The sequence below is a fragment of the Micromonospora noduli genome, assembly GCF_003264365.1.
GTDB lineage: Bacteria > Actinomycetota > Actinomycetes > Mycobacteriales > Micromonosporaceae > Micromonospora > Micromonospora noduli.
The window spans coordinates 20,355-44,221 of sequence record NZ_PYAK01000029.1 but is presented as its reverse complement, the minus strand read 5'-3'; the positions used below and the strand labels follow the sequence as shown (position 1 = coordinate 44,221).

General features: G+C 71.6%; 24 protein-coding genes. 10 read left to right on the top strand and 14 right to left on the bottom strand.

Annotated elements, in window-relative coordinates; translation table 11 throughout:
* Nucleotides 1-10: 10 nt before the first annotated feature.
* The 5 genes from GUI43_RS21135 to GUI43_RS21110 form a co-directional block, all read right to left on the bottom strand.
* Entirely contained in the window at nt 11-892 is an 882-nt protein-coding gene (locus tag GUI43_RS21135) for a potassium-transporting ATPase subunit C (protein WP_112699586.1), read from the bottom strand.
* Nucleotides 892-3,087 (bottom strand): potassium-transporting ATPase subunit KdpB, encoded by a 2,196-nt coding sequence (gene kdpB, locus GUI43_RS21130; RefSeq protein WP_112699585.1) that lies wholly within the window; start codon nt 3,085-3,087, stop codon nt 892-894. Before kdpB ends, GUI43_RS21135 begins: the two co-directional genes overlap by 1 nt.
* Before the next feature lie 20 nt (nt 3,088-3,107).
* A complete protein-coding gene (gene kdpA, locus GUI43_RS21125; protein ID WP_112699584.1) occupies nt 3,108-4,763 on the bottom strand; it encodes a potassium-transporting ATPase subunit KdpA in 1,656 nt (551 codons plus the stop codon).
* The gene (kdpF, locus tag GUI43_RS21120) at nt 4,763-4,852 is read right to left on the bottom strand and encodes a K(+)-transporting ATPase subunit F (RefSeq protein WP_112603625.1); all 90 of its coding nucleotides are present in this window, start codon (nt 4,850-4,852) and stop codon (nt 4,763-4,765) included. Before kdpF ends, kdpA begins: the two co-directional genes overlap by 1 nt.
* A gap of 341 nt (nt 4,853-5,193) precedes the next feature.
* The gene (locus GUI43_RS21110; RefSeq protein WP_112603623.1) at nt 5,194-6,234 is read right to left on the bottom strand and encodes a TRM11 family SAM-dependent methyltransferase; all 1,041 of its coding nucleotides are present in this window, start codon (nt 6,232-6,234) and stop codon (nt 5,194-5,196) included.
* A 72-nt stretch (nt 6,235-6,306) separates the two neighbouring features.
* Between GUI43_RS21110 and GUI43_RS21105 the strand changes: the two genes are divergently transcribed.
* Nucleotides 6,307-7,197, top strand: coding sequence for a zf-HC2 domain-containing protein (locus GUI43_RS21105; protein WP_112581766.1), 891 nt, complete (start codon nt 6,307-6,309; stop codon nt 7,195-7,197).
* 31 nt (nt 7,198-7,228) lie between these two features.
* On the opposite strand, the gene GUI43_RS21100 is transcribed toward GUI43_RS21105, so the two are convergent.
* Nucleotides 7,229-7,762, bottom strand: a complete 534-nt coding sequence (locus GUI43_RS21100) for a MarR family winged helix-turn-helix transcriptional regulator (RefSeq protein WP_170158765.1) — start codon at nt 7,760-7,762, stop codon at nt 7,229-7,231.
* Between the two features lie 79 nt (nt 7,763-7,841).
* Here GUI43_RS21100 and GUI43_RS21095 point away from each other — a divergent pair, with 79 nt between their 5' ends.
* A complete protein-coding gene (locus GUI43_RS21095) occupies nt 7,842-8,231 on the top strand; it encodes a hypothetical protein (protein ID WP_112603617.1) in 390 nt (129 codons plus the stop codon).
* An 86-nt stretch (nt 8,232-8,317) separates the two neighbouring features.
* On the opposite strand, the gene GUI43_RS21090 is transcribed toward GUI43_RS21095, so the two are convergent.
* Complete coding sequence (locus GUI43_RS21090; RefSeq protein ID WP_112581769.1) at nt 8,318-8,968, bottom strand: TetR/AcrR family transcriptional regulator; 651 nt, start codon at nt 8,966-8,968, stop codon at nt 8,318-8,320.
* A gap of 233 nt (nt 8,969-9,201) precedes the next feature.
* On the opposite strand from GUI43_RS21090, the gene GUI43_RS21085 reads away from it, so the two are divergent.
* The 4 genes from GUI43_RS21085 to GUI43_RS21070 are packed head-to-tail and all read left to right on the top strand — an operon-like array spanning nt 9,202 to nt 14,870.
* On the top strand, nt 9,202-10,368 hold the full coding sequence (locus GUI43_RS21085) for an acyl-CoA dehydrogenase family protein (protein WP_112699598.1): 1,167 nt from the start codon (nt 9,202-9,204) through the stop codon (nt 10,366-10,368).
* The gene (locus tag GUI43_RS21080) at nt 10,358-11,572 is read left to right on the top strand and encodes an acetyl-CoA C-acetyltransferase (RefSeq protein WP_112699582.1); all 1,215 of its coding nucleotides are present in this window, start codon (nt 10,358-10,360) and stop codon (nt 11,570-11,572) included. Before GUI43_RS21085 ends, GUI43_RS21080 begins: the two co-directional genes overlap by 11 nt.
* Nucleotides 11,573-11,586: 14 nt before the next feature.
* Nucleotides 11,587-13,743: a 3-hydroxyacyl-CoA dehydrogenase NAD-binding domain-containing protein gene (locus GUI43_RS21075; protein ID WP_112699581.1), complete on the top strand. Its 2,157-nt coding sequence runs from the start codon at nt 11,587-11,589 to the stop codon at nt 13,741-13,743.
* Nucleotides 13,740-14,870, top strand: a complete 1,131-nt coding sequence (locus GUI43_RS21070; protein WP_112699580.1) for a CaiB/BaiF CoA transferase family protein — start codon at nt 13,740-13,742, stop codon at nt 14,868-14,870. Before GUI43_RS21075 ends, GUI43_RS21070 begins: the two co-directional genes overlap by 4 nt.
* Before the next feature lie 144 nt (nt 14,871-15,014).
* On the opposite strand, the gene GUI43_RS21065 is transcribed toward GUI43_RS21070, so the two are convergent.
* The 3 genes from GUI43_RS21065 to GUI43_RS21055 all read right to left on the bottom strand — a co-directional run bounded on the left by GUI43_RS21065 (nt 15,015) and on the right by GUI43_RS21055 (nt 17,324).
* Nucleotides 15,015-15,872, bottom strand: a complete 858-nt coding sequence (locus GUI43_RS21065; RefSeq protein WP_170158764.1) for a DUF11 domain-containing protein — start codon at nt 15,870-15,872, stop codon at nt 15,015-15,017.
* A gap of 88 nt (nt 15,873-15,960) precedes the next feature.
* Entirely contained in the window at nt 15,961-16,881 is a 921-nt protein-coding gene (locus tag GUI43_RS21060; RefSeq protein WP_249037805.1) for a cytochrome c oxidase assembly protein, read from the bottom strand.
* On the bottom strand, nt 16,842-17,324 hold the full coding sequence (locus GUI43_RS21055) for a DUF2243 domain-containing protein (protein ID WP_208646612.1): 483 nt from the start codon (nt 17,322-17,324) through the stop codon (nt 16,842-16,844). Before GUI43_RS21055 ends, GUI43_RS21060 begins: the two co-directional genes overlap by 40 nt.
* 188 nt (nt 17,325-17,512) lie before the next feature.
* Between GUI43_RS21055 and GUI43_RS21050 the strand changes: the two genes are divergently transcribed.
* The 4 genes from GUI43_RS21050 to GUI43_RS21035 all read left to right on the top strand — a co-directional run bounded on the left by GUI43_RS21050 (nt 17,513) and on the right by GUI43_RS21035 (nt 21,277).
* The gene (locus tag GUI43_RS21050; RefSeq protein ID WP_112581776.1) at nt 17,513-18,769 is read left to right on the top strand and encodes a DUF2786 domain-containing protein; all 1,257 of its coding nucleotides are present in this window, start codon (nt 17,513-17,515) and stop codon (nt 18,767-18,769) included.
* A 147-nt stretch (nt 18,770-18,916) separates the two neighbouring features.
* On the top strand, nt 18,917-19,273 hold the full coding sequence (locus GUI43_RS21045; protein ID WP_244220445.1) for a YciI family protein: 357 nt from the start codon (nt 18,917-18,919) through the stop codon (nt 19,271-19,273).
* Nucleotides 19,270-20,523, top strand: a complete 1,254-nt coding sequence (locus GUI43_RS21040) for an RNA polymerase sigma factor (protein WP_112699577.1) — start codon at nt 19,270-19,272, stop codon at nt 20,521-20,523. Before GUI43_RS21045 ends, GUI43_RS21040 begins: the two co-directional genes overlap by 4 nt.
* Before the next feature lie 91 nt (nt 20,524-20,614).
* Nucleotides 20,615-21,277 carry a class I SAM-dependent methyltransferase gene (locus tag GUI43_RS21035; protein WP_112581779.1) on the top strand — a complete coding sequence of 221 codons (663 nt, stop codon included), beginning with the start codon at nt 20,615-20,617 and terminating at the stop codon, nt 21,275-21,277.
* 47 nt (nt 21,278-21,324) lie between these two features.
* On the opposite strand, the gene GUI43_RS21030 is transcribed toward GUI43_RS21035, so the two are convergent.
* The 4 genes from GUI43_RS21030 to GUI43_RS21015 form a co-directional block, all read right to left on the bottom strand.
* Nucleotides 21,325-22,785, bottom strand: a complete 1,461-nt coding sequence (locus tag GUI43_RS21030; protein WP_112581780.1) for an alpha/beta hydrolase — start codon at nt 22,783-22,785, stop codon at nt 21,325-21,327.
* Nucleotides 22,786-22,910: 125 nt separating this feature from the next.
* Nucleotides 22,911-23,180, bottom strand: a complete 270-nt coding sequence (locus tag GUI43_RS21025; RefSeq protein ID WP_112581781.1) for a hypothetical protein — start codon at nt 23,178-23,180, stop codon at nt 22,911-22,913.
* Complete coding sequence (locus GUI43_RS21020; protein WP_112581782.1) at nt 23,177-23,524, bottom strand: ArsR/SmtB family transcription factor; 348 nt, start codon at nt 23,522-23,524, stop codon at nt 23,177-23,179. The genes GUI43_RS21025 and GUI43_RS21020 overlap by 4 nt, the downstream gene beginning before the upstream one ends.
* Before the next feature lie 162 nt (nt 23,525-23,686).
* Nucleotides 23,687-23,860 carry a CsbD family protein gene (locus tag GUI43_RS21015; RefSeq protein ID WP_036390803.1) on the bottom strand — a complete coding sequence of 58 codons (174 nt, stop codon included), beginning with the start codon at nt 23,858-23,860 and terminating at the stop codon, nt 23,687-23,689.
* Between the last annotated feature and the right edge of the window lie 7 nt (nt 23,861-23,867).

Below are 23,867 nucleotides of genomic sequence, written 5' to 3'. Positions count from 1 at the left end.
GCGAGGGTGCTCAGCGTGCGGCGAACTGCTTGTCGAGGGCGAGGTTGAGCTCCAGCACGTTGACACCGGGCGCACCCAGGAAGCCCAGCCCGCGCCCGTCGGTGTGCTCCTCGACCAGCTTGCGGACCGCCGCCGGGTCCGCGCCGCGCTCCCGCGCGACCCGGTTCACCTGCAGTTCGGCGTACGCGGGGCTGATCTGCGGGTCGAGACCGCTGGCGCTGGCGGTGACCGCGTCGGCGGGCACCGCCGGGTCGGCGGGCGCGTCGCCCCGGATCGGGGTGACCACCCCGCCGGCGGCCACGTAGTCCTCGCCGGGCTGGGCCGGTTCCACCGGCACCCCCTGGTACTCGGTGACGAACGGCGTGGCCGGGGCGGCCTGGTTGACGCTGACCACCCGGGTGACAGTGCCGGTCAGACCGTCGGCGCGGAAGACCGCGAGCACGGCGCCCACCCCGTCGTCGGTGCAGTACGGGCGCCGGCCGTCGACGCCGTTGAGCTCGCCGACCGACTTGCTGCGCCCGCACACCTGGGTGAGCAGGCTCTCGCTGGATTCCTCCGGGTCGGTGGCGATGGTGTCGACAACGCTTTCCGGGCCCAGGTTGCTGGCGGACGTGGAGGTCGGGTCGTAGCCGTCGCCAGCGGCGGAGGGGCGGGACTGGAAGTACCGGGCGACGGGGTTGCCGTCCGCGTCGGTGAAGGACTGGCCGATCAGCGCGCTGCCGACGGTCGTCCCGCCCGAGGAGATCAGCGAGCCGTCGGTCTTGTGGTTGAGGCCGGGTAGCTGACCGACCGCTACCAGGGCCAGCGGGTAGACCAGGCCGAGCAGCACAGTGAAGACGAGTACGGCGCGCAGCGCGGCGAGGTGTTGGGCGATCCAGGTGGGTAGGCGCATCACGAAATCCCCGGGATGAACTGGATGAGCAGGTCGATGAGCTTGATCCCGATGAACGGCACGATGATGCCGCCCAGCCCGTAGACCAGCAGGTTGCGGCTGAGCAGCTTCGACGCGGCCGCCGGCCGGTACCGCACGCCCCGCAGGGCGAGCGGGATCAGCGCGATGATCACCAGGGCGTTGAAGATGACAGCGGACAGGATCGCCGACTCCGGGCTGGACAACCGCATGACGTTCAGCGCGTCCAGGCTCGGGTAGAGGCCGGCGAACATGGCCGGGATGATCGCGAAGTACTTCGCGATGTCGTTGGCGATGCTGAAGGTGGTCAGCGCGCCACGGGTGATCAGCAACTGCTTGCCGATCTCCACGATCTCGATCAGCTTGGTCGGGTCGGAGTCGAGGTCGACCATGTTGCCGGCCTCCTTGGCGGCCGACGTGCCGGTGTTCATCGCCACCCCGACGTCGGCCTGCGCGAGCGCCGGCGCGTCGTTGGTGCCGTCACCGGTCATCGCGACCAGCCGACCACCCTCCTGCTCCCGCTTGATCAGCGCGAGCTTGTCCTCCGGTGTCGCCTCGGCCAGGAAGTCGTCCACCCCGGCCTCGTCGGCGATCGCCTTCGCGGTCCGCGGGTTGTCGCCGGTGATCATCACGGTTCGGATGCCCATCCGGCGCATCTCGTCGAACCGCTCCCGCATGCCGGACTTGACCACGTCCTTGAGGTGGATGACGCCCAGGGCGCGGGCGGGCGCACCGTCGACGTGCTCGGCGACGACCAGCGGCGTGCCGCCGGTGCCGCTGATCCCGTCCACGATCTCGCCGACCTGCTCGGTCGGGTGGCCGCCGTTCTCCCGTACCCACTTCATCACCGCGGCGGCGGCGCCCTTGCGGACCCGGCGGGCCGTGCCCACCGCGCCGGCGTCCACGCTGGCGCCCGGGGTGAGGTCGACGCCGCTCATCCGGGTCTGCGCGGTGAACGGTACGAAGGTGGCGTGCGGCATCACGCCGGGCTCGCGCTCGCGCAGCCCGAACTCGTTCTTGGCCAGGACGACCACCGAGCGCCCCTCCGGGGTCTCGTCGGCCAGGCTGGACAGCTGCGCGGCGTCCGCCAGCGCCGCGGGGTCGACCCCCTCGACCGGTACGAACTCGGCGGCCTGCCGGTTGCCCAGCGTGATGGTGCCGGTCTTGTCCAGCAGCAGGGTGTTGACGTCGCCGGCCGCCTCGACGGCCCGGCCGCTCATGGCCAGGACGTTGCGCTGTACCAGCCGGTCCATGCCGGCGATGCCGATGGCGGAGAGCAGCGCGCCGATGGTGGTGGGGATCAGGCAGACCAGCAGCGAGATCAGCACCACGCCGGTGACGCCGGAGTCGGTGATCGCCCCACTGTTCGGTGCGGCCGCCTGGTACGCCTTGGAGAAGATGGCCAGCGGCTGGAGGGTGACAACGGCCAGCAGGAAGATGACAGTGAGCGCGGCGAGCAGGATGTTCAGCGCGATCTCGTTCGGCGTCTTCTGCCGGTTGGCCCCCTCGACCAGGGCGATCATCCGGTCGATGAAGCTCTCCCCCGGCTTCTGGGTGATCTTCACGATGATCTGGTCGGAGAGCACCCTGGTGCCGCCGGTGACCGCGCTGCGGTCGCCGCCGGACTCCCGGATCACCGGGGCCGACTCGCCGGTGATGGCCGACTCGTCGACGCTGGCGATGCCCTCGACGATGTCGCCGTCGCCGGGGATGATGCCGCCCGCCTCGACGAGCACGACGTCGCCCTGGCGCAGGTCCGGCGCCGGCACCGCCTCGTCGCGGTAGGTGTTGGCCCGCGCGCCCGGCTTCCAGTCGATCAGCCGGGTGGCGATGGTGTCCTTCTTCGCCTGCCGCAGGGTCGCGGCCTGGGCCTTGCCCCGACCCTCGGCGACCGCCTCGGCCAGGTTGGCGAACACCACTGTCAGCCAGAGCCAGATGGTGATCGCCCAGGCGAACACCGACGGGTCGATCATCGCCAGGACGGTGGTGAAGGCCGCACCGACCTCCACGATCAGCATCACCGGGTTGCGCCACAGCGTGCTGGGGTTGAGCTTGCGTACCGCGTCCGGCAGGGACCGGATCAACTGCTTGGGGTCGAGCAGGCCCCCGCCGATCCGGTTGCCCTGGGTGGCGGGCGTGCCGGGGAGTTGCTCGGTTGGGGCGGACGTGACGGACATGTCCTCGTTCCTCATGATGGTCAGAGCCCCTCTGCCAGCGGACCGAGCGCGAGCGCGGGCAGGAAGGTCAGCGCGACGAGGACCACAGTGACGCCGACGACCATGCCGATGAACAGCGGTCGGTGGGTCGGCAGGGTGCCCTCGGACGCGGGGGTGGGTGCCTGGCGGGCCAGCGAGCCGGCCAACGCGAGCACGAAGATCAGCGGCAGGAACCGGCCCAGCAGCATGCACAACCCCAGCGCGGTGTCCCACCAGGTCGTGTTGACGGTGATGCCGCCGAAGGCCGAGCCGTTGTTGTTGCTGGCCGAGGTGAACGCGTACAGCACCTCGGAGAGGCCGTGCGGGCCGACGTTGAGCGCCGTGGAGTTGTTGCCGGTGGCGAACGCCGTCGCCGTGCCGACGAGCACCAGGATCGGCGTGATCAGGAAGTAGAGCGAGGCGAACTTGATCTCGCGCGACCCGATCTTCTTGCCCAGGTACTCGGGAGTGCGGCCCACCATCAGCCCGGCCACGAAGACCGTGATCACCGCGAGGATGAGCAGGCCGTACAGCCCCGAGCCGGTGCCGCCCGGCGCGACCTCGCCGAGCATCATGTTGACCATCGTCATCATGCCGCCGAGCGAGGTGAACGAATCGTGGAACGAGTTCACCGCACCTGTCGAGGTGAGCGTGGTGGCGGCGGCGAAGGTGGCCGAGTTCGACACGTCGAACCGCACCTCCTTGCCCTCCATCGCCGCGCCGACCGCCTGCGGCACCGTGCCGTGGCCGGCCAGCTCGAAGATGTTGGTGATGGCGACGCTGAGGAACGCGAGGATGCCCATCACCGCGGCGATGGCGTAGCCCTGCCGGTTCTGCCCGACCATCCGGCCGAAGACCCGGGGCAGACTGAACGGGATCAGGAAGATCAGGAAGATCTCCAGCCAGTTCGTCCAGGTGGTGGGGTTCTCGAACGGGTGCGCGCTGTTGACGTTGTAGAAGCCGCCACCGTTGGTGCCCAGCTCCTTGATCACTTCCTGGCTGGCGACCGGACCACCGGTGATGGTCTGGGTGCCGCCGGTCAGCGTGCTCACGTCGGTGCCGGCGGACAGGTTCTGCACCGCCCCGCCGATCATCAGGGCGATGGCGCCGAGCACCGCGATCGGCAGCAGGATCCGCAGCGTGATCCGGGTCAGGTCGACCCAGAAGTTGCCGAGCTGCCCGGTGCGGCTGCGGGCGAAGCCGCGTACCAGCGCGACCGCCACCGCGATGCCGACCGCCGCCGAGACGAAGTTCTGCACCGCCAGGCCGGCCATCTGCACCAGGTGGCCCATCGTCGACTCACCCGAGTACGACTGCCAGTTCGTGTTGGTCACGAACGACACTGCCGTGTTCCACGCGCCGTGCGGCACCACCGGGTCGAAGCCCAGCGACAGCCACAGGTGGTTCTGCACCCGCTGGAACAGGTACAGGAACAGGATCGAGACCGCGGAGAACGCCAGCACGCTGCGGGCGTACACGCCCCAGGTCTGCTCGGCCGCCGGGTTGACCCCGACCAGTCGGAAGATGCCCCGCTCGACCCGCGACTGCTTCGTGCCGGAGACCGCCCGGAACATGTGGTCGCCGAACGGCTTGTAGACGGCGACCAGGGCCGCCACCAGCGTCAACACGAAGATGACGCCCGCTGTTGTCATGGTCATCAGAAGCGCTCCGGGAACAGCAGGGCGAACACCAGGAACGCGCCCAGGACGACCGCGAGCACCAGACCGACGGCGTTGACAGCGCTCACAGCTTCTCCACCGCTCGGACCACCAGGGCGAGCACTGCGAACAGCACCACCGTCAGGACCACGAACACCACGTCAGACACGCTGACTCCTCAGCCGGAAAGGTTCGTCGCGACCGCCTTCCGGTCGCGCCGGGCAATCAAAGCCCCACCACCCGCCGGACGGCATGGGTCATAACGCGACCATGACGGCGGCGAACCTTTTCTTGACGTGGTTTTCACACCGAGCGGCTGATCAGGTGAAACGCGGCACAGGGCCTCGGTGGTCCGCGAGGCCAAGACGAGAGAAACCATGCGCGACCCGGACGGGGTGGCTCATGGTGCGGTGCGGCGGGGCTAGGCCCTTCAGGCCGGGCGGCGGGCCACCAGCACGTCCCGCATGATCGACTGGTCCACCCGGTGCCGCAGCGCACGGTAGGGCTCGGCGTCGACCACTGTCAGGCCGGCGTCGGCCAACGCCGCCGCCGCGTCGTCCCGGCTGGCGACGTGGGTGTTCCAGGAGATCCCGAGCGCACCGCCGGGGCGCAACAACCGGGCCCAGACCGGCGCGGCGTCCGCGAGCAACGCCAGCGGGTCGCGGGTCAACCCCTGCCCAGCGGTACGACTACCGTGCTGCACGCCGTACGGCGCGTCGGCGACGACCAGGTCCACGGTCTCCGGGCGGAAGAACTCCGCCGAGCGGGCGGTGTCGGCGTTGACCACGTCCAGCAACTGCGTCTGGCCGGCCTTGTGCTCCTCACGGGTCGGCGCCAACTCGATCCGCACCCGCCGGCCGACCACCTTGCGCTCCCGCCGCACCGGCCCCGACTCCAGCACCCGGTGCTTGACCCGCTTCTGCTTCAGCCAGGTGGTGATGAACGCCCGGTACGCCTCGACGTCCTTCTGGTCGCGCTCGATCCCGGCGGCGTCGAAGCCGTACATCAGCGCCTGGTTGAGGGTGGTGCCCCGACCGCAGAGCGGGTCGAGCACCCGGAACCGGCGGCTGGTCATCTCGGCGGCCCAGTCCGAGGCGAGCAGTGTGACGTTGAGCAGCAGCTTGGTGAACTGCTCATTGGTCTTGCCCGGGTACTTCTGGATGGTGAGCAGATCGTCGTCGTAGCGGTCCAGACGACTCCACTCGATCGGCCGCAACAGCTCACCGACGATCTCGAACAACGCGTACCCGGCGGAGAGGTTGCCCAGGACGGCAAGGTCACGCTCGGTCAGCCCGTCGCCTGTGAACGTGATGTAGGACGCCCCTCCGACAACCTCGGTGTCCAGCTCGCCGATCCGACCGTCCAGCGCCGAGCGGCCGAAGATCTCCAGCTCGGCTCGGGTGAGGTCGACGGCGGCGCGGGCGTACACCCGGTTGGTGGCGGGCAGGATCAGCAGGCCGTAACGCGTCATGATCCGGCGAGTATTCCACAACCAGTCACGGTCGCCGGGAACCGGAGCGGCTGCCGGAGCGACTACCGATACATGGGGTGTGAGCAGTGGCGGGAGGTCCTGTCCGCGCAGCTGGACGGGGAGGAGACCGCCGCCGAACTGACGGCGGTGCAGGGGCACCTCGACGGGTGTGCCGAGTGTCGGGCCTGGTTCACGGCGGCGGCCGCGGTGACCCGTCGGGTTCGTACCCGACTGGTGGTTGAGGTGCCCGACCGGACGGCGGCCATCCTTGCCGCCGCCAGCGCGGCCCCGGCGCGCCGGTCGCGGTGGCGGCGTTCGGACGGACGTGGCCCGCTGGTCGCCGGCCTGCGGAAGGTGCCCGGACAGGGCCGGCTCGCCGCCGGGTTGCGCGCGGCGTTCGGACGTGGCCCGCTCGTCGCCGGCCTGCGGTCGGCGCTCGGGTTGCTCGGCGCGGTGCAACTGGTGCTCGGCCTGGCCCAGGTGGGCCGGGGCGCGACCGCCGACCACCTGCACCCCACCGGCCAGCACCTGTGGCACGAGTCGGCGGCGTGGAACGTGGCAGTGGGCGCGGGCTTCCTCTTCGTGGCGCTGCGCCGCAGCCCACCCGCCGGGCTGCTGCCGATGCTCAGCGCGTTCGTCGGCACGTTGCTGCTGCTGTCGGTCAACGACCTGGCCACCGGCTCGGTGGGCGGGGAACGGCTGATCAGCCACGGCTTCCTGGTGGTCGGCTATCTGATCACCGTGCTGCTGTCCCGTCCCGGGCTGCGCCCCGGCGGCCCGGCACCACAGCGGCAGCCGACGCCGTCACGCTGGCGGTTCGGGGCCGACGAGGTGGATCGCCCGCTGCGGGTGGTACGCCCCGAGTCCTATCCAGCACAAGCCGCCGACCGGTACGCCGCACCGGCAGCGCAGGGCGGGGATGCCACGCGTACCGACCAGGCCGGCGGGCGCCGCGCCGCCTGATCTCCGGCAGCCTCGACCAGCCGGCGTGCGCTCAGCTCGTGGGCCTGGTCGGGCCCTCGCTGTGGCGCGTTCCGGCGACGCCGACGCCACTGCTGGGTAGCAGCTCGGGATCCGGCGTCTCGTCGGTGTGGCATCGGGGATCATGGGCCGCGTAGAGCAGTGACAACTGTCGGTGCAGCTGGCGCTGGTCGTCCTCGCCGAGGGGAGCGAGGAAGTCGTCCTCGGTCCGGCGCATCGCCGTGAGGGCTTCCGACAAGATGGTGCGGCCGTCGGCGGTGACGGTGATGAGCTGTTTACGGCGGTCGCTGGGGCTGCGCTCGCGCCGGACGTATCCGTTGCGCTCAAGTTCGTCGATTACCGCGACCATCGTGGTGCGGTCGAGCCCGGTTCGCTCACACAGATCGCGCTGGGACAACTCCCCGTCCTCGACGAAGGCCAGCACCCGCAGGTCCCGGCCGCGCAGGCGGAAGGGCAGGAGTGCCTCTTCCATCCGGGCGCTGGCGAGGTTGGCCAACTTCAGCAGCAGGTACCCCGTGGCGGAGGCGATGGTTTCGGATGAGCGCATAGGCCACAGCCTAGTCATCCGCTGAGCTGATTATCAGCTACGCTGACGATCAGCGAGCCGACCTCACTGGGAGAGTCGAATGAAGATGCGCGTCATCCTCACCATCGTCGGCGTGATCACCGCGACGCCCGCACTTGCCCTGTTCTGGCCACAACTGCTGACCAGCAGTTATGGATTGGCCGACCCCGACCGCATGACAGTTGCGCTGCTCCAGCACCGAGGGGTGCTGCAGGCGGCTCTTGGCGCGGCCATCATCTGGGGAGCCTTCCACCTTCCGGCGAGAGTGCCGGCGGCGGCGACCGCCATCATCACCAAGTCGGTGTTCCTCGCCCTGACCGTCGTCGACGTCGGCATGCGAGCCGACATGAACCTCATCTCGTTGGTGTTCGACCCGATCGCCATCGTCATCCTGACCATCGTGATCGTGCTCCACTTCCGCCAATCGGTCCCCACCGCCGCGCCAGCCTGAAAGCTCGGCACTGGTTGGCTCGGTGGCGGAGCGTGGGTTCCGTCAACGGCGGCGCGGCCGTGCGACCAGGGCAGGGCAGGGCAAACTCAAGCGGGAGGCGCTGGCCGTGTCGAAACGTCGCCGTCGATGACCTGCGGGATGACCTGTTCGACGATGGTCAGCAGGGTCGTGGTGAGCAGCAGGTGCACCTGGGCGCGGGTCAGGGCGCCACGCTGGAGCCATTCGCGGGCGGTCGAGGTGGCCAGACCCCCGTACGCCCGGACCATCCCGCGCAACTCCTCGCGGTGCTCCGCCTCGCCGGCCAGCCCGACGGCGACCAGCATGCGGTCCGCGGCGACCTCCTCGGCCTCGGCGAGCACCCGCTCCACGTCGGCGTCGCCGCCCATCCCCCGGGCGGTGACCGCCGCCAGCCACGAGGTGCTGTGCCGGGAAACCACGTCGAGGAACCAGGTGACGCTGGCGTCGACCCGGGTCCGGAGATCACCCTTGGGCAGCCGCTCCAGGGCAACCTCGGGGATGGTCACCATGACCCGGACGACCTCCAGGTAGAGGTCCTTCTTCGCACCGAAGTAGTGGTTGACCAGGCCGCGAGCGACACCTGCCTCGCGGGCGACGTCGGTGGTCGACACGTCCGCGTACGGCCGCTCACCGAACAGCCGGACCGCGCAGGCCAGGATCTGCCCACGCCGGGCGTCCGGCTCCAAACGGCGGCGGCGCGGAGCCGTCTCGACACTCATCTGTCCGACCCTATCGACAGCTCACCGGTCGGCCGCCGTCTCTCGCCTTGATCACTTGATGCTCAGCAGTCGTCAGAGCTGCCACTGAGCTACTCAGCATCAAGTGATCACCGCACGCCACGGCGACCCCGGCGAAGCTCAGCCCGTCTCTTCGCGGACGTTCCGACGGCCTGCGCCCGTCCGCCGATCACGACTTATTGACATGCTGCCAACAGCGCGCGAGGGTGGTGCACATGCCGACCCCCCTGCCCGACGGCTCCCCCTCACACTGGCGCGAGCCGGAGCATGACGACCTGGCCGAGCTGGCCCGCACCTTCTTCACCAAGGAGGTGCTGCCGCACGCCGACCGCCTTCAGGAGCAGGGCCATCCGGACCGCGAGCACTACCGGCGCGCCGGTGAGCTGGGGCTGCTCGGCCTGTCGGTCCCGGAGGAGTACGGCGGTGGGGGCGGCGGATTCACCCACGAGGCGGTGCTGCTGCACGAGCAGGCGTACGCCGGGGAGGGCAGCCTCGGCCTGGCCGTCCACAGTGGCATCGTCACGGGCTACCTGGTGGCGTACGGCAGCGAGGAGCAGAAGCGGCGCTGGCTGCCCGGTCTGTGCAGCGGTGAGCTGGTTGGCGCGATCGCGATGACCGAGCCGGACGGTGGCTCCGATCTTCAGGCGATGCGCACCCGGGCGGTCCGCGACGGCGATGACTACCTGGTGACCGGCGCGAAGACGTTCATCACCAACGGCGGCCTGGCCGACCTGATCATCGTGGCCGTGAAGACCGACCCCGAGCAGCGGGCGGCCGGCGTCTCACTGCTGATCTGCGAGGTGGGCGGCGACCCGGAGGGCTTCCGCCGGGGCCGACTGCTGTCCAAGATCGGGCTGCACGCCAACGACACCGCTGAGTTGTTCTTCGACGAGTTCCGGGTTCCGGCGGCGAACCTGCTCGGCGGCGCCGAAGGGCTGGGCTTCATCCAGCTCATGCAGCAACTCCCGCAGGAACGGCTGGTCATCGGCGTCGGCGCGGTCGCGGCAATGGAACGGGCCGTCGCGCTGACCGTCGCGTACGCCAAGGAGCGCACCGCCTTCGGCAAGACCCTGATGGGTCACCAGAACACCCGGATGGTGCTCGCCGAGTGCGCGACCCGCGCCCGGGTCAGCCGGGTCTTCCTGGACGACTGCATCGTCCGACATACGCGTGGCGACCTGGACGTCTCCACCGCGGCGATGGCGAAGTCGTGGCTCACCGATGGGCAGTGCGAGGTCATCGACCGGTGCCTGCAACTGTTCGGCGGCTACGGCTACACGACGGAGTATCCGATCGCCCGGATGTACGCCGATGCCCGCGTCCAGAAGATCTACGGCGGCACCAACGAGATCATGAAGGAGTTGATCGCCCGTGCCCTCTGAGGCGTACGTCTATGACGCGGTCCGCACCCCGCGCGGACGCGGCCGGGACACCGGCGCGCTGCACGGGGTCAAGCCCATCTCCCTGGTGGTCGGCCTTATCGACGCGTTGCGGGAGCGCAACCCCGGCCTGGACGTCGGTCGGCTGGAGGATCTGCTGCTCGGCATCGTGACCCCGGTCGGCGAGCAGGGCGGCGACCTGGCCCGGGCGGCCGCGCTGTTGGCCGGGCTGCCCGACCAGGTGGGCGGGGTGCAGCTCAACCGGTTCTGCGCTTCCGGGTTGGAGGCGGTCAACTCCGCCGCCGCGCGGATCCGCTCCGGCTGGGAGCATCTGCTGCTCGCCGGCGGGGTCGAGTCGATGTCCCGGGTGCCGATGGGCTCCGACGGCGCGGCCTGGGCCACCGATCCGCAGACCGCGCTGGCCACGTCGTTCGTGCCGCAGGGCGTCAGCGCCGACCTGATCGCCACAGTGGAGGGCTTCACCCGCGACGACGTGGACGGCTACGCGCTGCGGTCGCAGGAGCGGGCCGCCAAGGCGATGGCCGGCGGGTACTTCACCCGCTCCGTGGTGCCGGTCCGCGACGGCAACGGGTTGGACATCCTCACCGTCGACGAGCACCCGCGCCCGGAGACCACCCGGGAGGCGCTGGCGAAGCTCACCCCGTCCTTCGCCACGATGGGCGAGGCGGCCGGCTTCGACGCTGTCGCGTTGCAGAAGTTCCACTGGCTGGAGGCCATTGAGCACGTCCACCACGCGGGCAACTCGTCCGGCATCGTGGACGGCGCGGCGCTGACGCTGATCGGTTCGGAGCAGGTTGGCCGGGATCTCGGCCTCACCCCGCGCGCCCGGATCGTCGGTGCGGCGGTCACCGGCGCGGACCCGACGCTGATGTTGACCGGCCCGATCCCGGCCACCCACAAGGCGCTCGCCGTCGCCGGGCTGACAGTCGACGACATCGACCTGTTCGAGATCAACGAGGCGTTCGCCGCGGTGGTGCTCAAGTACGTCCGTGACCTGGGCCTCGACCCGGACCGGGTGAACGTCAACGGCGGCGCGATCGCGCTCGGCCATCCGCTCGGCGCGACCGGAGCGATGCTGCTCGGTACGGCGTTGGACGAGTTGGAGCGCCGCGACCTGCGCCGCGCCGTGGTGACCCTCTGCATCGGCGGCGGCATGGGCGTCGCCACCGTTCTCGAGCGCTGCTGACCCGGAGGACGACCATGACCAACACCATCCGGTACGACTGCGGCGCCGACGGCATCGTCACGCTCACAGTGGACGACCCCACCCAGTCCGCCAACACCATGAACCGGGCGTACGCCGCCTCGATGAGCGCCGTGCTGGACCGGCTGGAGGCCGAGAGCGATCTCGTCGGCGTCATCGTGACCAGCGCGAAGTCGACCTTCTTCGCCGGCGGCGACCTGCCCGAGATGATCCGGGCCACCCGCGCCGACGCGCCCGACCTGGCCGACCTGCTCGGCACCATCAAGCGGGACCTGCGCCGCCTGGAGAGGCTGGGCCGACCGGTGGTCGCCGCGGTCAACGGCTCCGCGCTCGGCGGTGGCCTGGAGATCGCACTCGCCTGCCACCACCGGATCGCACTGGACGCGCCCGGCAGCCGGCTCGGGCTGCCCGAGGTGACCCTGGGCCTGCTGCCCGGGGCGGGCGGCGTCACCCGGACCGTACGGATGCTCGGCCTGGCCGGCGCGCTGACCACGGTGCTGCTCACCGGCCGGCGGATGCGCCCGACCGAGGCGCTGTCCGTCGGGCTGGTCGACGAGGTGGTCGCCACGCCCACCGAGCTGCTGGAGCGGGCGCGGGCCTGGATCGCGGCGAACCCGCGCCCGGCACAGCCGTGGGACCGGCCGGACTATCGGATGCCCGGCGGCACCCCCGCCAGCCGCTCACTGGCCGCACAGCTGCCCGCCTTCCCAGCGACGCTGCGCAAGCAGCTCAAGGGTGCCCGGCTGCCCGCGCCCGAGGCGATCCTGGCCGCCGCCGTCGAGGGCGCACAGGTCGACCTGGAGACCGCCCTGACCGTGGAGACCCGGCACCTGATCGGCCTGCTCACCGGGCAGGTCGCCAAAAACATGATCGGTGCGTTCTTCTTCGACCTGAAGGCCGTCAACGGTGGCGCGGCCCGACCGGCCGATGTGGACGCCCCACCGGTGCGCCGGGTGGCGGTGCTCGGGGCTGGCATGATGGGCGCGGGCATCGCGTACGCCTGCGCCAAAGCCGGGCTGGACGTCGTGGTCAAGGACGTCACGCCGGAGGCCGCCGGCCGGGCCCGGGAACACGCCGAGCGGCTGCTGGCCCGCGCGGTACGCAAGGGTCGCACGACCGAGGCGGACGCCCGCGCCGTACTGGACCGGATCACCACCACCGACCAGGCCGACGCGCTGGCCGGCTGCGACGCGGTCATCGAGGCGGTCTTCGAGGACCCGGCGCTGAAACAGCAGGTCTTCGCCGAGGTGCTGCCCGTCCTGGCGCCCGACGCGCTGCTCGCCTCCAACACCTCCACCTTGCCGATCACCGGGCTGGCCGCCGGTGTGGACCGGCCAGCGGATTTCATCGGCATGCACTTCTTCTCTCCGGTGGACCGGATGCCGTTGCTGGAGATCGTGGTGGGCGAACGGACCGGGGACGTGGCGCTGGCCCGGGCGTTCGACCTGGGCCGGCGGATCGGCAAGACCCCGATCGTGGTCAACGACGGCCGGGGTTTCTTCACGAGCCGGGTGATCGGCAGGTTCATCGACGAGGCGGTCGGCATGGTCGCCGAGGGTGTCCCCGCCGCATCGGTGGAGCAGGCCGCCCTTCAGGCCGGCTACCCGACCGGGCCGCTGGCGCTGGCCGACGAGGTCAGTCTCACACTGATCCAGCGGATCCGCCGCCAGTTCGAGGCGGCCAGCGAGGAGTTCCGCCCGCTGCCGGCGCACCGCCTGGTGGACGAGCTGGTCGACGCGTACGACCGGCCGGGGCGCGCCGCCGGACGCGGCTTCTACTCCTACGACGACGGCACCCGGGGCCGGCTGTGGTCCGGCCTCGCCGATCTGACCACCGACGCGGGTCGGGCGGTGCCGTTCACCGACCTCCAGGAGCGGATGCTCTTCGCGGAGGCGCTGGACGCGCTGCGCTGCCTCGACGAGGGGGTGCTGCGCACCGAGACCGACGCCAACATCGGCTCGATCTTCGGCATCGGCTTCCCGGCGTGGACGGGCGGGGTGATCCGCTACGTCCGGCAGTACACGGGCGGCCCGGCCGGCTTCGCGGCCCGTGCCACCGAGTTGGCCGGCCGCTACGGCGACCGGTTCGCTCCCCCCGCCGACCTGGCCGACCGGCTCGCCGCCCGTCGGACCGAACCGGCTGACGTCGCGTGACGGCGGCACGCGGCGGGCCGCTGGCCGGGGTGCGCGTGGTCGAGCTGGCCAGCCTCGCGCCGGCGCCGTTCGGCTGCATGGTGCTCGCCGACCTCGGCGCGGACGTGGTGCGGGTGGACCGGCCGGGCGCCCCGGGAGCGGGCCGGCTGGCCGCACCGACCAGCGGGCCGTTGCAACGCGGCCGGCGGGTCATCGCACTGGACCTGAAGTCCCCGGCCGGAGTGGCGGACCTGCTGCGCCTCGCCGAACGCGCGGACGTGCTGGTCGAGGCGTACCGGCCCGGGGTGGCCGAGCGGCTCGGCATCGGGCCGGAGGTGTGCCAGGCCCGCAACCCCCGACTGGTGTACGCGCGGATGACCGGTTGGGGTCAGGACGGCCCGCTGGCAGCCCGAGCCGGGCACGACATCGACTACATCGCGGTGGCCGGGGCGTTGGAACCGCTGGGACGGGCCGGCGAGCGGCCGTACGCGCCGATGAACCTGCTCGGCGACTTCGGCGGCGGGGGGATGCTGCTCGCCGTCGGGGTGCTGGCCGCGCTGCTGGAGCGGGAGCGCTCCGGCTTCGGCCAGGTGGTCGACGCGGCGATGGTGGACGGCTCGGCGCTGCTCACCTCGTTCCTGCACGGGCTGCTCGGCACCGGCCTGTGGGCCGCCCCGCGTGGGCGCAACATGTTCGACGGCGGGGCGCCGTTCTACGACACGTACGCCACCGCCGACGGTGGATTCATGGCGGTCGGCGCGATGGAACCGGCCTTCTACGCCGTACTGCTCACCGGCCTCGGCCTCGCCGGCGACCCGGACCTGCCCGCCCAGTACGACCCGAGCGGCTGGGACGAGCTGCGCCGCCGGTTCGCCGAGCGGTTCGCCGAGCGCACCCGGGACGAGTGGACGGCGGTCTTCGCCGACCTGGACGCCTGCGTCGCGCCGGTGCTCGCCCCCGGCGAGGCGCACGCGCACCCGCACAACGCGGCCCGGGGCACGTTCGTCGAGGTGGGCGGCGAGATCCAGCCGGCCCCCGCACCCCGCTTCGACCGCACCCCGACCGACCAGCCAACCCCGGCACCAGATCCGGAGCAGGACGTCCTCCCGGTGGAGGAGATCCTCACCGGCTGGCCACAAGAGACCTGATCAACCCTGCTCGACGGAACCCCCGCACTGCGTCACGCGATCGGTAGACGCAGTGCGGGGGAGATCCCGTGCCCAGAGCAGCCGGCTCTGAGTCGACGATCAGCCGATGGTCAACACCTGGTCACAGCGGCGTCGATGACCACGTCACCGCACCGTCGCCGCCTCCACGATCGTGACGGTGGCCTGGCCGGTGTTGTCGGAGAGGTCGTCCTCCGGCGAGTTGGTCGTCGCTCGGGCGGTCACGGTCGCCACCTCACCCGGCACCGCGTCGGCAACCTTGGCCGTCAGCCAGAGCCCGGAGGGTGTGTACCCGTTGACCAGGCCGTAGGCCGTGCAGTCCCAGGTCGGCTGGCCGGAGGCGGGGTCGTCGCCGAACTCGCAGTACCAGGGGCTGCTGTACGGCTCCTCGATTCGACTGAAGCCGGTGGGCAGCGGAACGATGACGTGCACCTCGTCCGCCGTCATGTTCCCGGTGTTGTGCACCTGCACGTAGATGTTCACCGTGTCGCCGACGATCGCCTGAGCTGGGTCGGCCTGAACCGTGGTGACCTCCAGGTCGGTCACCCCTCGGATGTAGGTGATCGTGGCCTCGTCCACGTTGTTGGCCGTGGAGAACTCGGTGCTGGTCGTCTGCGCCGTGGCAGTCACCGCCGAAATGGTGCCGACCGGTGCGGGCGGGAAGGCGAAATCGAACCGCAGTCGCGGCGCGCTCGCCCCCGCGGCCAGCGCTCCGTACGTGCACCTGGCGGCTGCGCCGAAGTCACAGGCCCAGCCCTCGGGGGCGGCGTTGCCGTCCGTGAAGAAGGCACCTGCCGGCAGCCCGTACGTCAGAGTGACGTCCGACGCGGACTTCCTGCCTGCGTTGCGGGCCTCCACCTCGACGGTGACTCCACCGCCGACATCCACGACCTGGTCACGGGGTGCGATGGCGGTGGCGGTGACCACCAGATCCGCGGCGGGGGGCGCGGCGGCGGCAGGAGACGCGGGCAGTACCGCGGTCACCAGCGACACCAACACGCCGGTGCTGAGTGCCGCGGCCAGGCGGCGACGATGTGCGGGATTGGGTATGCGATGCATGGATCCTCGCCTGTCAGGGGAGTCGGCCGGAGCGAGTCCGACCGGGACGGGCTTCCGTACCTGTCCCAAGATCAGGCGTCGAAGGCGCCCGTCCCGTCACAGTGGTCGGTGCGTCCCGCCTCGACCCGATCCGGCGGTGGTACCAGGTGGCGAAGAGGGCTACGGCCAGCAGCAGTTCGGCCAGGTCGCCGCCGTAGTACATGAGCTGGGCGGCCGAGCGGAACGCTTCCGGTTCCCGGTCGGTGAGGCCGGGCGGGAGGGTTTCGGCCTGGGCGTACAGGTACTTGGCCAGCACGGCGTGGCCGGCCGACGCGGCCAGTAGCGCGCCGACCCGTACCGCCAGTCCGGGGCGATGCGGCGCCGGGTCCGGCCCGGCCAACGACCAGGCGAAGAGGTACCCGGCGGCCAGGTAGTGCAGGTGCACGGCGTGGTGCAGGACGGGGTGACGTTCGGCCACCGCGTACAGCGGGGTGAGCAGCACCAGCGCCAACCCGCCGGTGGTCAGCAGCGCGGCGGTGAACGGGTGGGCGAGCAGGTGCAGCGGGCGGGCGCGCAGCAGCCGTCCCACCAGCCGGCGCATCGGCGGAGGCGCGACCCGCAGCAGCAGCGTCACCGGGGCGGCGAGCACCAGCCCCAGCGGGGCCAGCATGCCGAGCAGCAGGTGCTGCGCCATGTGCCCGCTCGGGTTGTCGGGGAGTTGGGCCAGCGGCCCGACGGCGACCGCCAGCAGGGCGCAGCCGACCAGCCACGCGGCGGTACGTCGGTGGTCCCAACCCCGCGGGTCTCGGACGGCGGCCAGCACGTAGCAGACCGCCAACAACGCGACCGGGAACAGCGGGAACCAACTCGGCCCGGCCGCACCGTGCCCAGCGTGCGCCAGCGGCCCGGCCACCGTCATCGGGGGCGGGAGTCGGGCCGCCGGGATCGGGCCCACCACACCACCCCGGCACCGGCCAGCAGGAGCACCGCGCCGGACGCGATCCACAGCACGTCGTACGGCAGCAGGTGTACGCCGTAGCGGATCTGGTGCAGCCGGAGCACCTTGTGGTCGACCACCCCGTCGAAGACCTGGAACCCTCCGGCACCGAGCAGGAAGCCACCCCACGCCAGCCGGTTCGACAGGGCACGTCGTCGACGCAGGTCGGCGAACCAGAAGAACCCGCCGACCAGGATGATCAGTTCGGCGGCGTGCAGCAGCCCGTCGGAGAGCAGCGCCACCGATGGGGTGGACCGGTCGTAGAAGTGGTGCCACGCCAGCAACTGGTGGAAGACGATCTCGTCCACCGCAGCCATGATCGCGATGCCGATCAGGACGCCGACGAGGGTGGAGGAGCGTACGTCGGCGGAACGGGGCCTCGGCAGGCTCGAATCGACCACCACACACCTCGCAGTCAGCTGGATCGGGTCGGAAATACCCCGAACCGCATGAAACATGCCGGGCCAGAGCTGCGGGAAGGCCCAATGGGCCGGCGGCACATCCCCGTTTCGTGACTCCCGGGCGACGGGCGGCATGATCATGGAGCCTGGAGGGGCAGCGACAGCCAGATCCCGAGAAGGAGGTGCCCGTGCCGGACGCGGACGAACTCGTCGCCAACGCGCTCGCGGCGGTGCGCGGCACTGACGTACGGCAGGCCGAACGGCAGCTGGACCAACTGATGGTCGGCACCGGCGCCGCGGACGGCACCACGGCGGTGGACGCCGCTCTGCTGCGTCGCCTGGTCCGCGGCCTGGGTCGGCTGTGGCCCCGCGGCTGGCAGCCGGTCGACGTGGACCGGATCACCAGTCGACGGCTCGACGCCCGCGCTGCCCGGCTGGTCCGTGCCGCGATGGCCGCCCAGCGGCGCGATCAGGCCGAGCCGGTCCCGGCCTGGTGGGACGACCAGCTGAGCGAACTGGGGGCCACCGAGGGCGGTGGCAGCGTGTTGGCCGGCTGGGCCAGCCGGGAGGGTCTGGACCGGGCCGACGCGCTCCGCGCGGCCGTGGACACTCTCGCGCTGGTGGAGAGCCTGCCGCCCATCGCGGTGCTGCGCCCACCGCCGGGCACCAGCGGCGCGGCACTGCCCCGCTCGGGCGGCTCGGCTCGCAGCGGGTCGCCGATGCTGGATCGGGTACGGGCGCTGCTGGCGAAGGCCGAGTCGACCACCTTCCCTGCGGAGGCGGAGGCGCTGACCGGGAAGGCCCAGGAGCTGATAGCCCGGCACAGCATCGACGAGGCGCTGCTGGCGGCCGGGTCGGAGCGCGGGGACCTGCCCGGCGGCGTCCGCCTGAGCACCGACACCCCGTACGCGGGCGCGAAGGCATTGCTGGTGCAGGAGGTGGCGGCGGCGAACCGGTGCGAGGCGGTCTGGTCCGACGATCTCGGCTTCGCCACAGTGCTGGGTTGGCCGGCCGATCTGGTGGCGGTGGAGTTGCTCTACACGTCGCTGCTGGTTCAGGCCACGGCGGCGATGCTGCGTGGGCGTGCCGAGCGCCGGCAGGGGTCGGGGCGACGGACGAAGGTCTGGGACGAGTCTTTCCTCAACGCGTTCGCGCTGCGGATCGGCGAGCGGCTGCGGACGGCCACCGAGGCGGCGACCGACGCGGCGGACCAGGCGGCGGCCGAGACGGCCGGGGCGGAACGGCTGTTGCCGGTGCTCGCGGCGCGGGGTGAGGCGGTCCGGGAACGGTTGGACACGCTCTTCCCCGGCGTCACCCGGCACCGGCTCAGCGTGCGCGACGCCGAGGGCTGGTCGTCCGGCACCTCGGCCGCCGACCGGGCGTCGCTGGACGTCGGCGGCGCCCGGAAGCCCCGACAGGTGCCCGGCCGACCCGATCCGCGCTGAACCATCCGGCGTGGGAACGCCCCCGGCGGATGTTTCTGCGATTTTCTTCGGTACGCGGTAGGGATCGGGGGAACGGCTCCGACCCTGCGGTGAGTCGCGCCCCGATCGGGGTGCGACCAGAGCCTGAGGAGCATTGCCGTGAAGTACATGCTGCTGATCTGGAACCGGCCCGGCTTCACCGAGGAGCTGAGCGAGCAGGATCGCACCGCCCTCTTCGGTGAGGTCGACGAGATCATGAAGGAGCTGACCGAGACCGGCGAGCTGATCGGCGGCCAGGCGTTGGCCAATCCGTCGCGGACGTTGACGGTCCGGCTCGTGGACGGCAGCCCCGAGGTCCTCGACGGCCCGTTCATGGAGAGCAAGGAGCAGTTCGCCGGTTACCTGGCCGTTGACTGCGACAGCCCGCAGCGGGCTGCCGAGATCGCCGCCCGCTGGCCGGACGTCCGGTACGGCGGCGCGATGGAGGTCCGCCCGATCATGGACGAGGCCGGGACGGAGATGTGACCGAGGACCGGACGGTCGAGGATCTGCTGCGCACGTCCGCGCCGCAGGTCCTCGGCCTGCTGGTCCGTCGGCACGGACAGTTCGACAGGTGCGAGGACGCGGTCCAGGAGGCGCTGCTCGCCGCCGCGACGCAGTGGCCCGGGCAGGGCGTACCGGACAATCCGCGCGCCTGGTTGCTCACCGTGGCCACCCGCCGCCTCACCGACGAGTGGCGCAGCGAGAGTGCGCGCCGGGACCGCGAGGTGGCGGTGGCGCGACGCGAGCCGGCGTACGCCGGGGTGGCGCCCGCGGCGGACGCGGAGCCCGCCGTTCCGGCCGACGACGACACCCTCACGCTGCTGTTCCTCTGCTGCCACCCGGCGCTGCCCGGATCGGCGCAGGTGGCGCTCACCCTGCGGGCGGTCGGCGGTCTCAGCACCGCCCAGATCGCCAGGGCGCACCTGGTGCCCGAGGCGACGATGAGTCAACGGATCCGGCGGGCCAAGCAGCGGATCGAGGCTGCCGGGGCACGGTTCACCATGCCCGGGCCGGCCGAGCGGGGCGAGCGGCTTACAACGGTGCTGCGGGTGCTCTACCTGATCTTCAACGAGGGCTACACGGCGTCCAGTGGCCCGGATCTGCGCCGGGCCGAACTGACCGGCGAGGCGATCCGGCTGGCCCGCGTCCTGCGCGGGCTGCTGCCGGACGACGGCGAGGTGACCGGGCTGCTGGCGCTCATGCTGCTGACCGACGCGCACCGGGCGGCGAGGGTGGGACCGGACGGGGAGTTGGTGCCGCTGGCCGAGCAGGACCGTTCCCGATGGGACGCCGCCGCCATCGCCGAGGGCGTCGCCCTGATCACCGAGGCGCTGACCTGGTCGCCGCCCGGCCCGTACCAGCTCCAGGCGGCGATCGCCGCTGTGCACGCCGAGGCGTCGACGGCGGCGGAGACGGACTGGCGGCAGATCGTCGCGCTCTACCGACTGCTGGCCCGGATCGCGCCGAATCCGATGGTCACCCTCAACCAGGCGGTGGCGGTGGCCATGGTCGACGGGCCCCGGGCCGGGCTCGCCCTGCTCACGCCGTTGGACGTCGACGAACGCACGGCCGGACACCACCGGCTGGCCGCCGTCCGGGCGCACCTGTTGGAGCTGGCCGGGGAGGTCGGTGCGGCGCGGGAGGCGTACCTGATGGCGGCGCGGGGCACCACGAGCCGGCCCGAGCAGCGCTACCTGGAGGTGCGGGCGGCCCGGCTGACCGGGCAGGGGTGAGGACCACCATCTTGCCGTTTTGGCAACAATCTTTGCGCATCGCCCGTTCGCCGGTCACAGTCGTGGCCGACGCGCGAAGGAGCAGGCACAGATGACCGAGCAGCACGAGTTCGACAAGGACTACTGGGAGCGGCACTGGCACCAGACGCACCACGACCGTCCCGGCGCGATGAGCACGAGTCCCGCGCACCCGTACCTGGCCCGGGAGATCGGCGCTCTGGTGCCGGGCTCGGCGCTGGACGCCGGGTGCGGCGCGGGCGCCGAGGCCATCTCGCTCGCCGCCCACGGCTGGCAGGTCACCGCCGTCGACATCGCACCCGTTGCCCTCGCTCGGGCCGCCGAACGCGCGACGGAGAGCGGCGTCTCCGAACGCGTGCGGTGGGTGGAGGCGGACCTGACGGCCTGGGCCCCGGAGACGCCGTTCGACCTGGTCACGACGCACTACGCGCACCCCGCGATGCCGCAGTTGGCCTTCTACGACCGCATCGCCGGTTGGGTGGCCCCCGGCGGCACCCTCCTGATCGTCGGGCATCTGCACACCTCGGAGGCAGGTGAGCAGGGGCACGGGCACGGACACGGACACGGGCCTGGGCACCACCCGCCCGACGAGGCATCGGTGACCCTCGCGGACATCACCGCCGGCCTGGACAGCAGCACCTGGGAGATCGTCACTGCCGAGGAGCACCGCCGCACGGTGCCCGGCCGGGAGGTCCCGCTGTACGACGTGGTCGTACGCGCCACCCGACGCCACTGAGCACACCGCTGCCGACCGCCGGGCGAACCGACGGCCGGCAGTGGCGGTCACACCTCAGGTTCGACGGCCGGGCAGCTGGCGCCCCGGGCGGGCACCACCTGATCGATCAGGTACGAGTCGACGGCTCGTTGCACACACGGGCTCGTGGTGTAGCTGCCGTGCCCCCAGCCCTGGTAGGTGAGCAGCGCGCCGTGCCGACCCAACTGCCGCGCCACGGTGCGCGCCCAGCCGTAGCCGCTGGCCGGGTCGTGCACTGTGGCGGCGAGCAGCAGCGGCACGTCGGTGTGGACCCGTAGCCGATGCTGCGGATTGGCCACCGGCGTCGGGGTGCCCAGACAGGTGACCAGCGCGAACAGCGCCGGCGGGTAGCGCAGGTCCGGCGCGAGCCGGACCGCCCGGCGCAGATGTCCGACGTACTCGCTGTAGTCGCGGACCGGCAGGCTCCAGTCCTGACAGAAAACCGCGAAGGGGTACGGAGCCACGGCCTGGTCCGCCGACGGACGGACGCTCGGCGTGGTGGCGGTGCCCTCCAGTCGGACGATCCACTGGGCGAGCCCCGGCCACCGCCAGGTGTCGTAGAGCTTCTTGTGGGCGAGGCGGCTCAACTCGAACGGGGCGAGCGCCGCTCCGGCCCGGTCCGGGTCGGTCAGCGAGCCACGCTCGGCCCGGGCTTGCAGCCCGGCCCAGCTGGCCCGGACGTCGCGACCATGCAGAACGCAGTGGGCCGAGCGGGCGCACCAGGCCAGGAACTCGTCGAACGCACCCTCCGCGGTGACGGCCTGACTGTCGAGGAAGGCGCGGGTGTCAACGCTGTGGTCCATCGCTGCCTCCAGCACCATGGCCCGGACCCGGTCGGGGTACAGCTCGGCGTACCGCTGCCCGAGCAGGGTGCCGTACGAGCTGCCGTGGAAGGTCAACTGCCGTTCGCCGAGCGCGGCGCGGACCGCGTCCAGGTCGCGGGCGGCGCTGGTGGTGTCCACGTGGTCGTAGAGCGACCCGGTGCGGGCGCGGCAGTCGGCGCGCAGCAGCGCGTTGTTGGCCAGGACGGCGTCGAACTGGGCCTGATCGGCGATCAGCTGTGGTTGCCGGGCGAGCAGGTCCCGGGCGCAGACCACCGGGTGACTGCCGCCGGTGCCGCGTGGGTCGAAGCTGACGATGTCGAACCGGGCACGCAGGTCGGCGCTGAACCGGGAGCTGCCGTTCACCACCCGGTCGACACCGCTGTCGCCCGGCCCGCCGGGGCCGAAGATCAGCGCGCCTTCCCGGGTGGCTGGCTTGGCGACCCGGCGGGCCAGCGACAGGTCGAAGCGCTCACCCTGGGGTCGGTTCCAGTCCACCGGCAGAGACAGGGTGCCGCACTCGGCGCTGGTGTCCGCGGCGCAGGGCCGCCAGTCGATCGTCGGGGCGGGCTGTGGTCGGGCGGCGGCCGGGCTCGCCGGGGCCAGGCCGGCGGCCGTGAGAGCCAGGGCGACCGCCCAGCCGACTGCGGATTTGCGTACGCGCAGCATGAGGTGCTGTCCTCTCCTCGAGGGAGCGTTGCCGGTGAAACTCGCCCACTGGGCGAGGTGATGCTGCTTCCACCCGGGCCGTCGAGTAGCCGCTCGACGGCCCGGGGCCGCCCTCGTCCGCCGGGTCAGTCGACCTCGCGCAGGACGCGTTCGAGCGTGGTCATCCGGGTCTCCATCCCGCCCAGCCGACCGTCCATCGCCGCGAGCAGTCGGGCGTTCTCCGCCTGGGCCTGAGCTGCCGTCTCGGCGAGCTGGCGGTAGTCGTCCGCCCGGTCCGCCTCGTACCGGGCCCGCCGGGTCTTGGCGAGCTGCACGACTGTCACCGTGACCACGCTGATCAGGAAGGCGAAGATGCCGATCGCGCCGACCACCTCGGTCCAGTCGTGCTCGCTCATCGCTGTGCTCCCGGCTGCTCGCCCGAGTCGGGCACTGTCAGCGTCTCGACCGCGGTCGCGATGACCGCGGGGGTGAGTGTGAGCACGAACGGCTCCACCTCGTAGTAGTTCATGGCCTTCCCGTCCTCCGACAACTCCAGGCGGGCGGTGACCAGCCCGGCCGCCGCCAGCTTCCGTAGGTGGACCTGCAACAGCGCTCGGCTGATGCCCAGTTGCCGGGCCAGCCCGCTGACGTACGCACGCTCGCGGGCCAACGCGGCGACGACCCGCAGCCGGTGCGGATTGGCCAGGGTGGCCAGCACCCGGACCAGGTCGTCGCCGGTCGGCGGTGGAGCGCTGCTCATAACCAGCCCTTGCACATGCCAAGGAAAGTTAGCAGGTGCCGGCGTGCTGCGGTGCGGAACGAAAACGGAATCAGGGGGATCTCAGGGTCGGCGAAAGAGGCGGACACACAGCACGCCGGGCCGGTGATGATCACCGGCCCGGCGTGCGGGTTACGTCGTACGTCAGCTCTTGAAAGCGTCCTTGATCTTCTCGCCCGCCTGCTTGAGCTTGGCGGTGGACTGGTCAGCGCGACCCTCCGCCTCCAGCTGCTCGTTGTCGGTGGCCCGACCGGCGCCTTCCTTCAGCTTGCCGGTCGCGTCCTCGGTGGCGTTGTTGATCTTGTCGTCGATACCCATTGCCAAC

Coding starts and splice junctions, on each gene's coding strand:
- kdpA (WP_112699584.1), bottom strand. CDS start 4,763: ATGACCATGACAACAGCGGGCGTCATCTTCGTGTTGACGCTGGTGGCG.
- kdpB (WP_112699585.1), bottom strand. CDS start 3,087: ATGTCCGTCACGTCCGCCCCAACCGAGCAACTCCCCGGCACGCCCGCC.
- GUI43_RS21075 (WP_112699581.1), top strand. CDS start 11,587: ATGACCAACACCATCCGGTACGACTGCGGCGCCGACGGCATCGTCACG.
- GUI43_RS21100 (WP_170158765.1), bottom strand. CDS start 7,762: ATGCGCTCATCCGAAACCATCGCCTCCGCCACGGGGTACCTGCTGCTG.
- GUI43_RS21105 (WP_112581766.1), top strand. CDS start 6,307: ATGGGGTGTGAGCAGTGGCGGGAGGTCCTGTCCGCGCAGCTGGACGGG.
- GUI43_RS21085 (WP_112699598.1), top strand. CDS start 9,202: ATGCCGACCCCCCTGCCCGACGGCTCCCCCTCACACTGGCGCGAGCCG.
- GUI43_RS21030 (WP_112581780.1), bottom strand. CDS start 22,785: ATGCTGCGCGTACGCAAATCCGCAGTCGGCTGGGCGGTCGCCCTGGCT.
- GUI43_RS21025 (WP_112581781.1), bottom strand. CDS start 23,180: ATGAGCGAGCACGACTGGACCGAGGTGGTCGGCGCGATCGGCATCTTC.
- GUI43_RS21015 (WP_036390803.1), bottom strand. CDS start 23,860: ATGGGTATCGACGACAAGATCAACAACGCCACCGAGGACGCGACCGGC.
- GUI43_RS21110 (WP_112603623.1), bottom strand. CDS start 6,234: ATGACGCGTTACGGCCTGCTGATCCTGCCCGCCACCAACCGGGTGTAC.
- GUI43_RS21035 (WP_112581779.1), top strand. CDS start 20,615: ATGACCGAGCAGCACGAGTTCGACAAGGACTACTGGGAGCGGCACTGG.
- GUI43_RS21045 (WP_244220445.1), top strand. CDS start 18,917: ATGCTGCTGATCTGGAACCGGCCCGGCTTCACCGAGGAGCTGAGCGAG.
- GUI43_RS21020 (WP_112581782.1), bottom strand. CDS start 23,524: ATGAGCAGCGCTCCACCGCCGACCGGCGACGACCTGGTCCGGGTGCTG.
- GUI43_RS21135 (WP_112699586.1), bottom strand. CDS start 892: ATGCGCCTACCCACCTGGATCGCCCAACACCTCGCCGCGCTGCGCGCC.
- GUI43_RS21095 (WP_112603617.1), top strand. CDS start 7,842: ATGAAGATGCGCGTCATCCTCACCATCGTCGGCGTGATCACCGCGACG.
- GUI43_RS21090 (WP_112581769.1), bottom strand. CDS start 8,968: ATGAGTGTCGAGACGGCTCCGCGCCGCCGCCGTTTGGAGCCGGACGCC.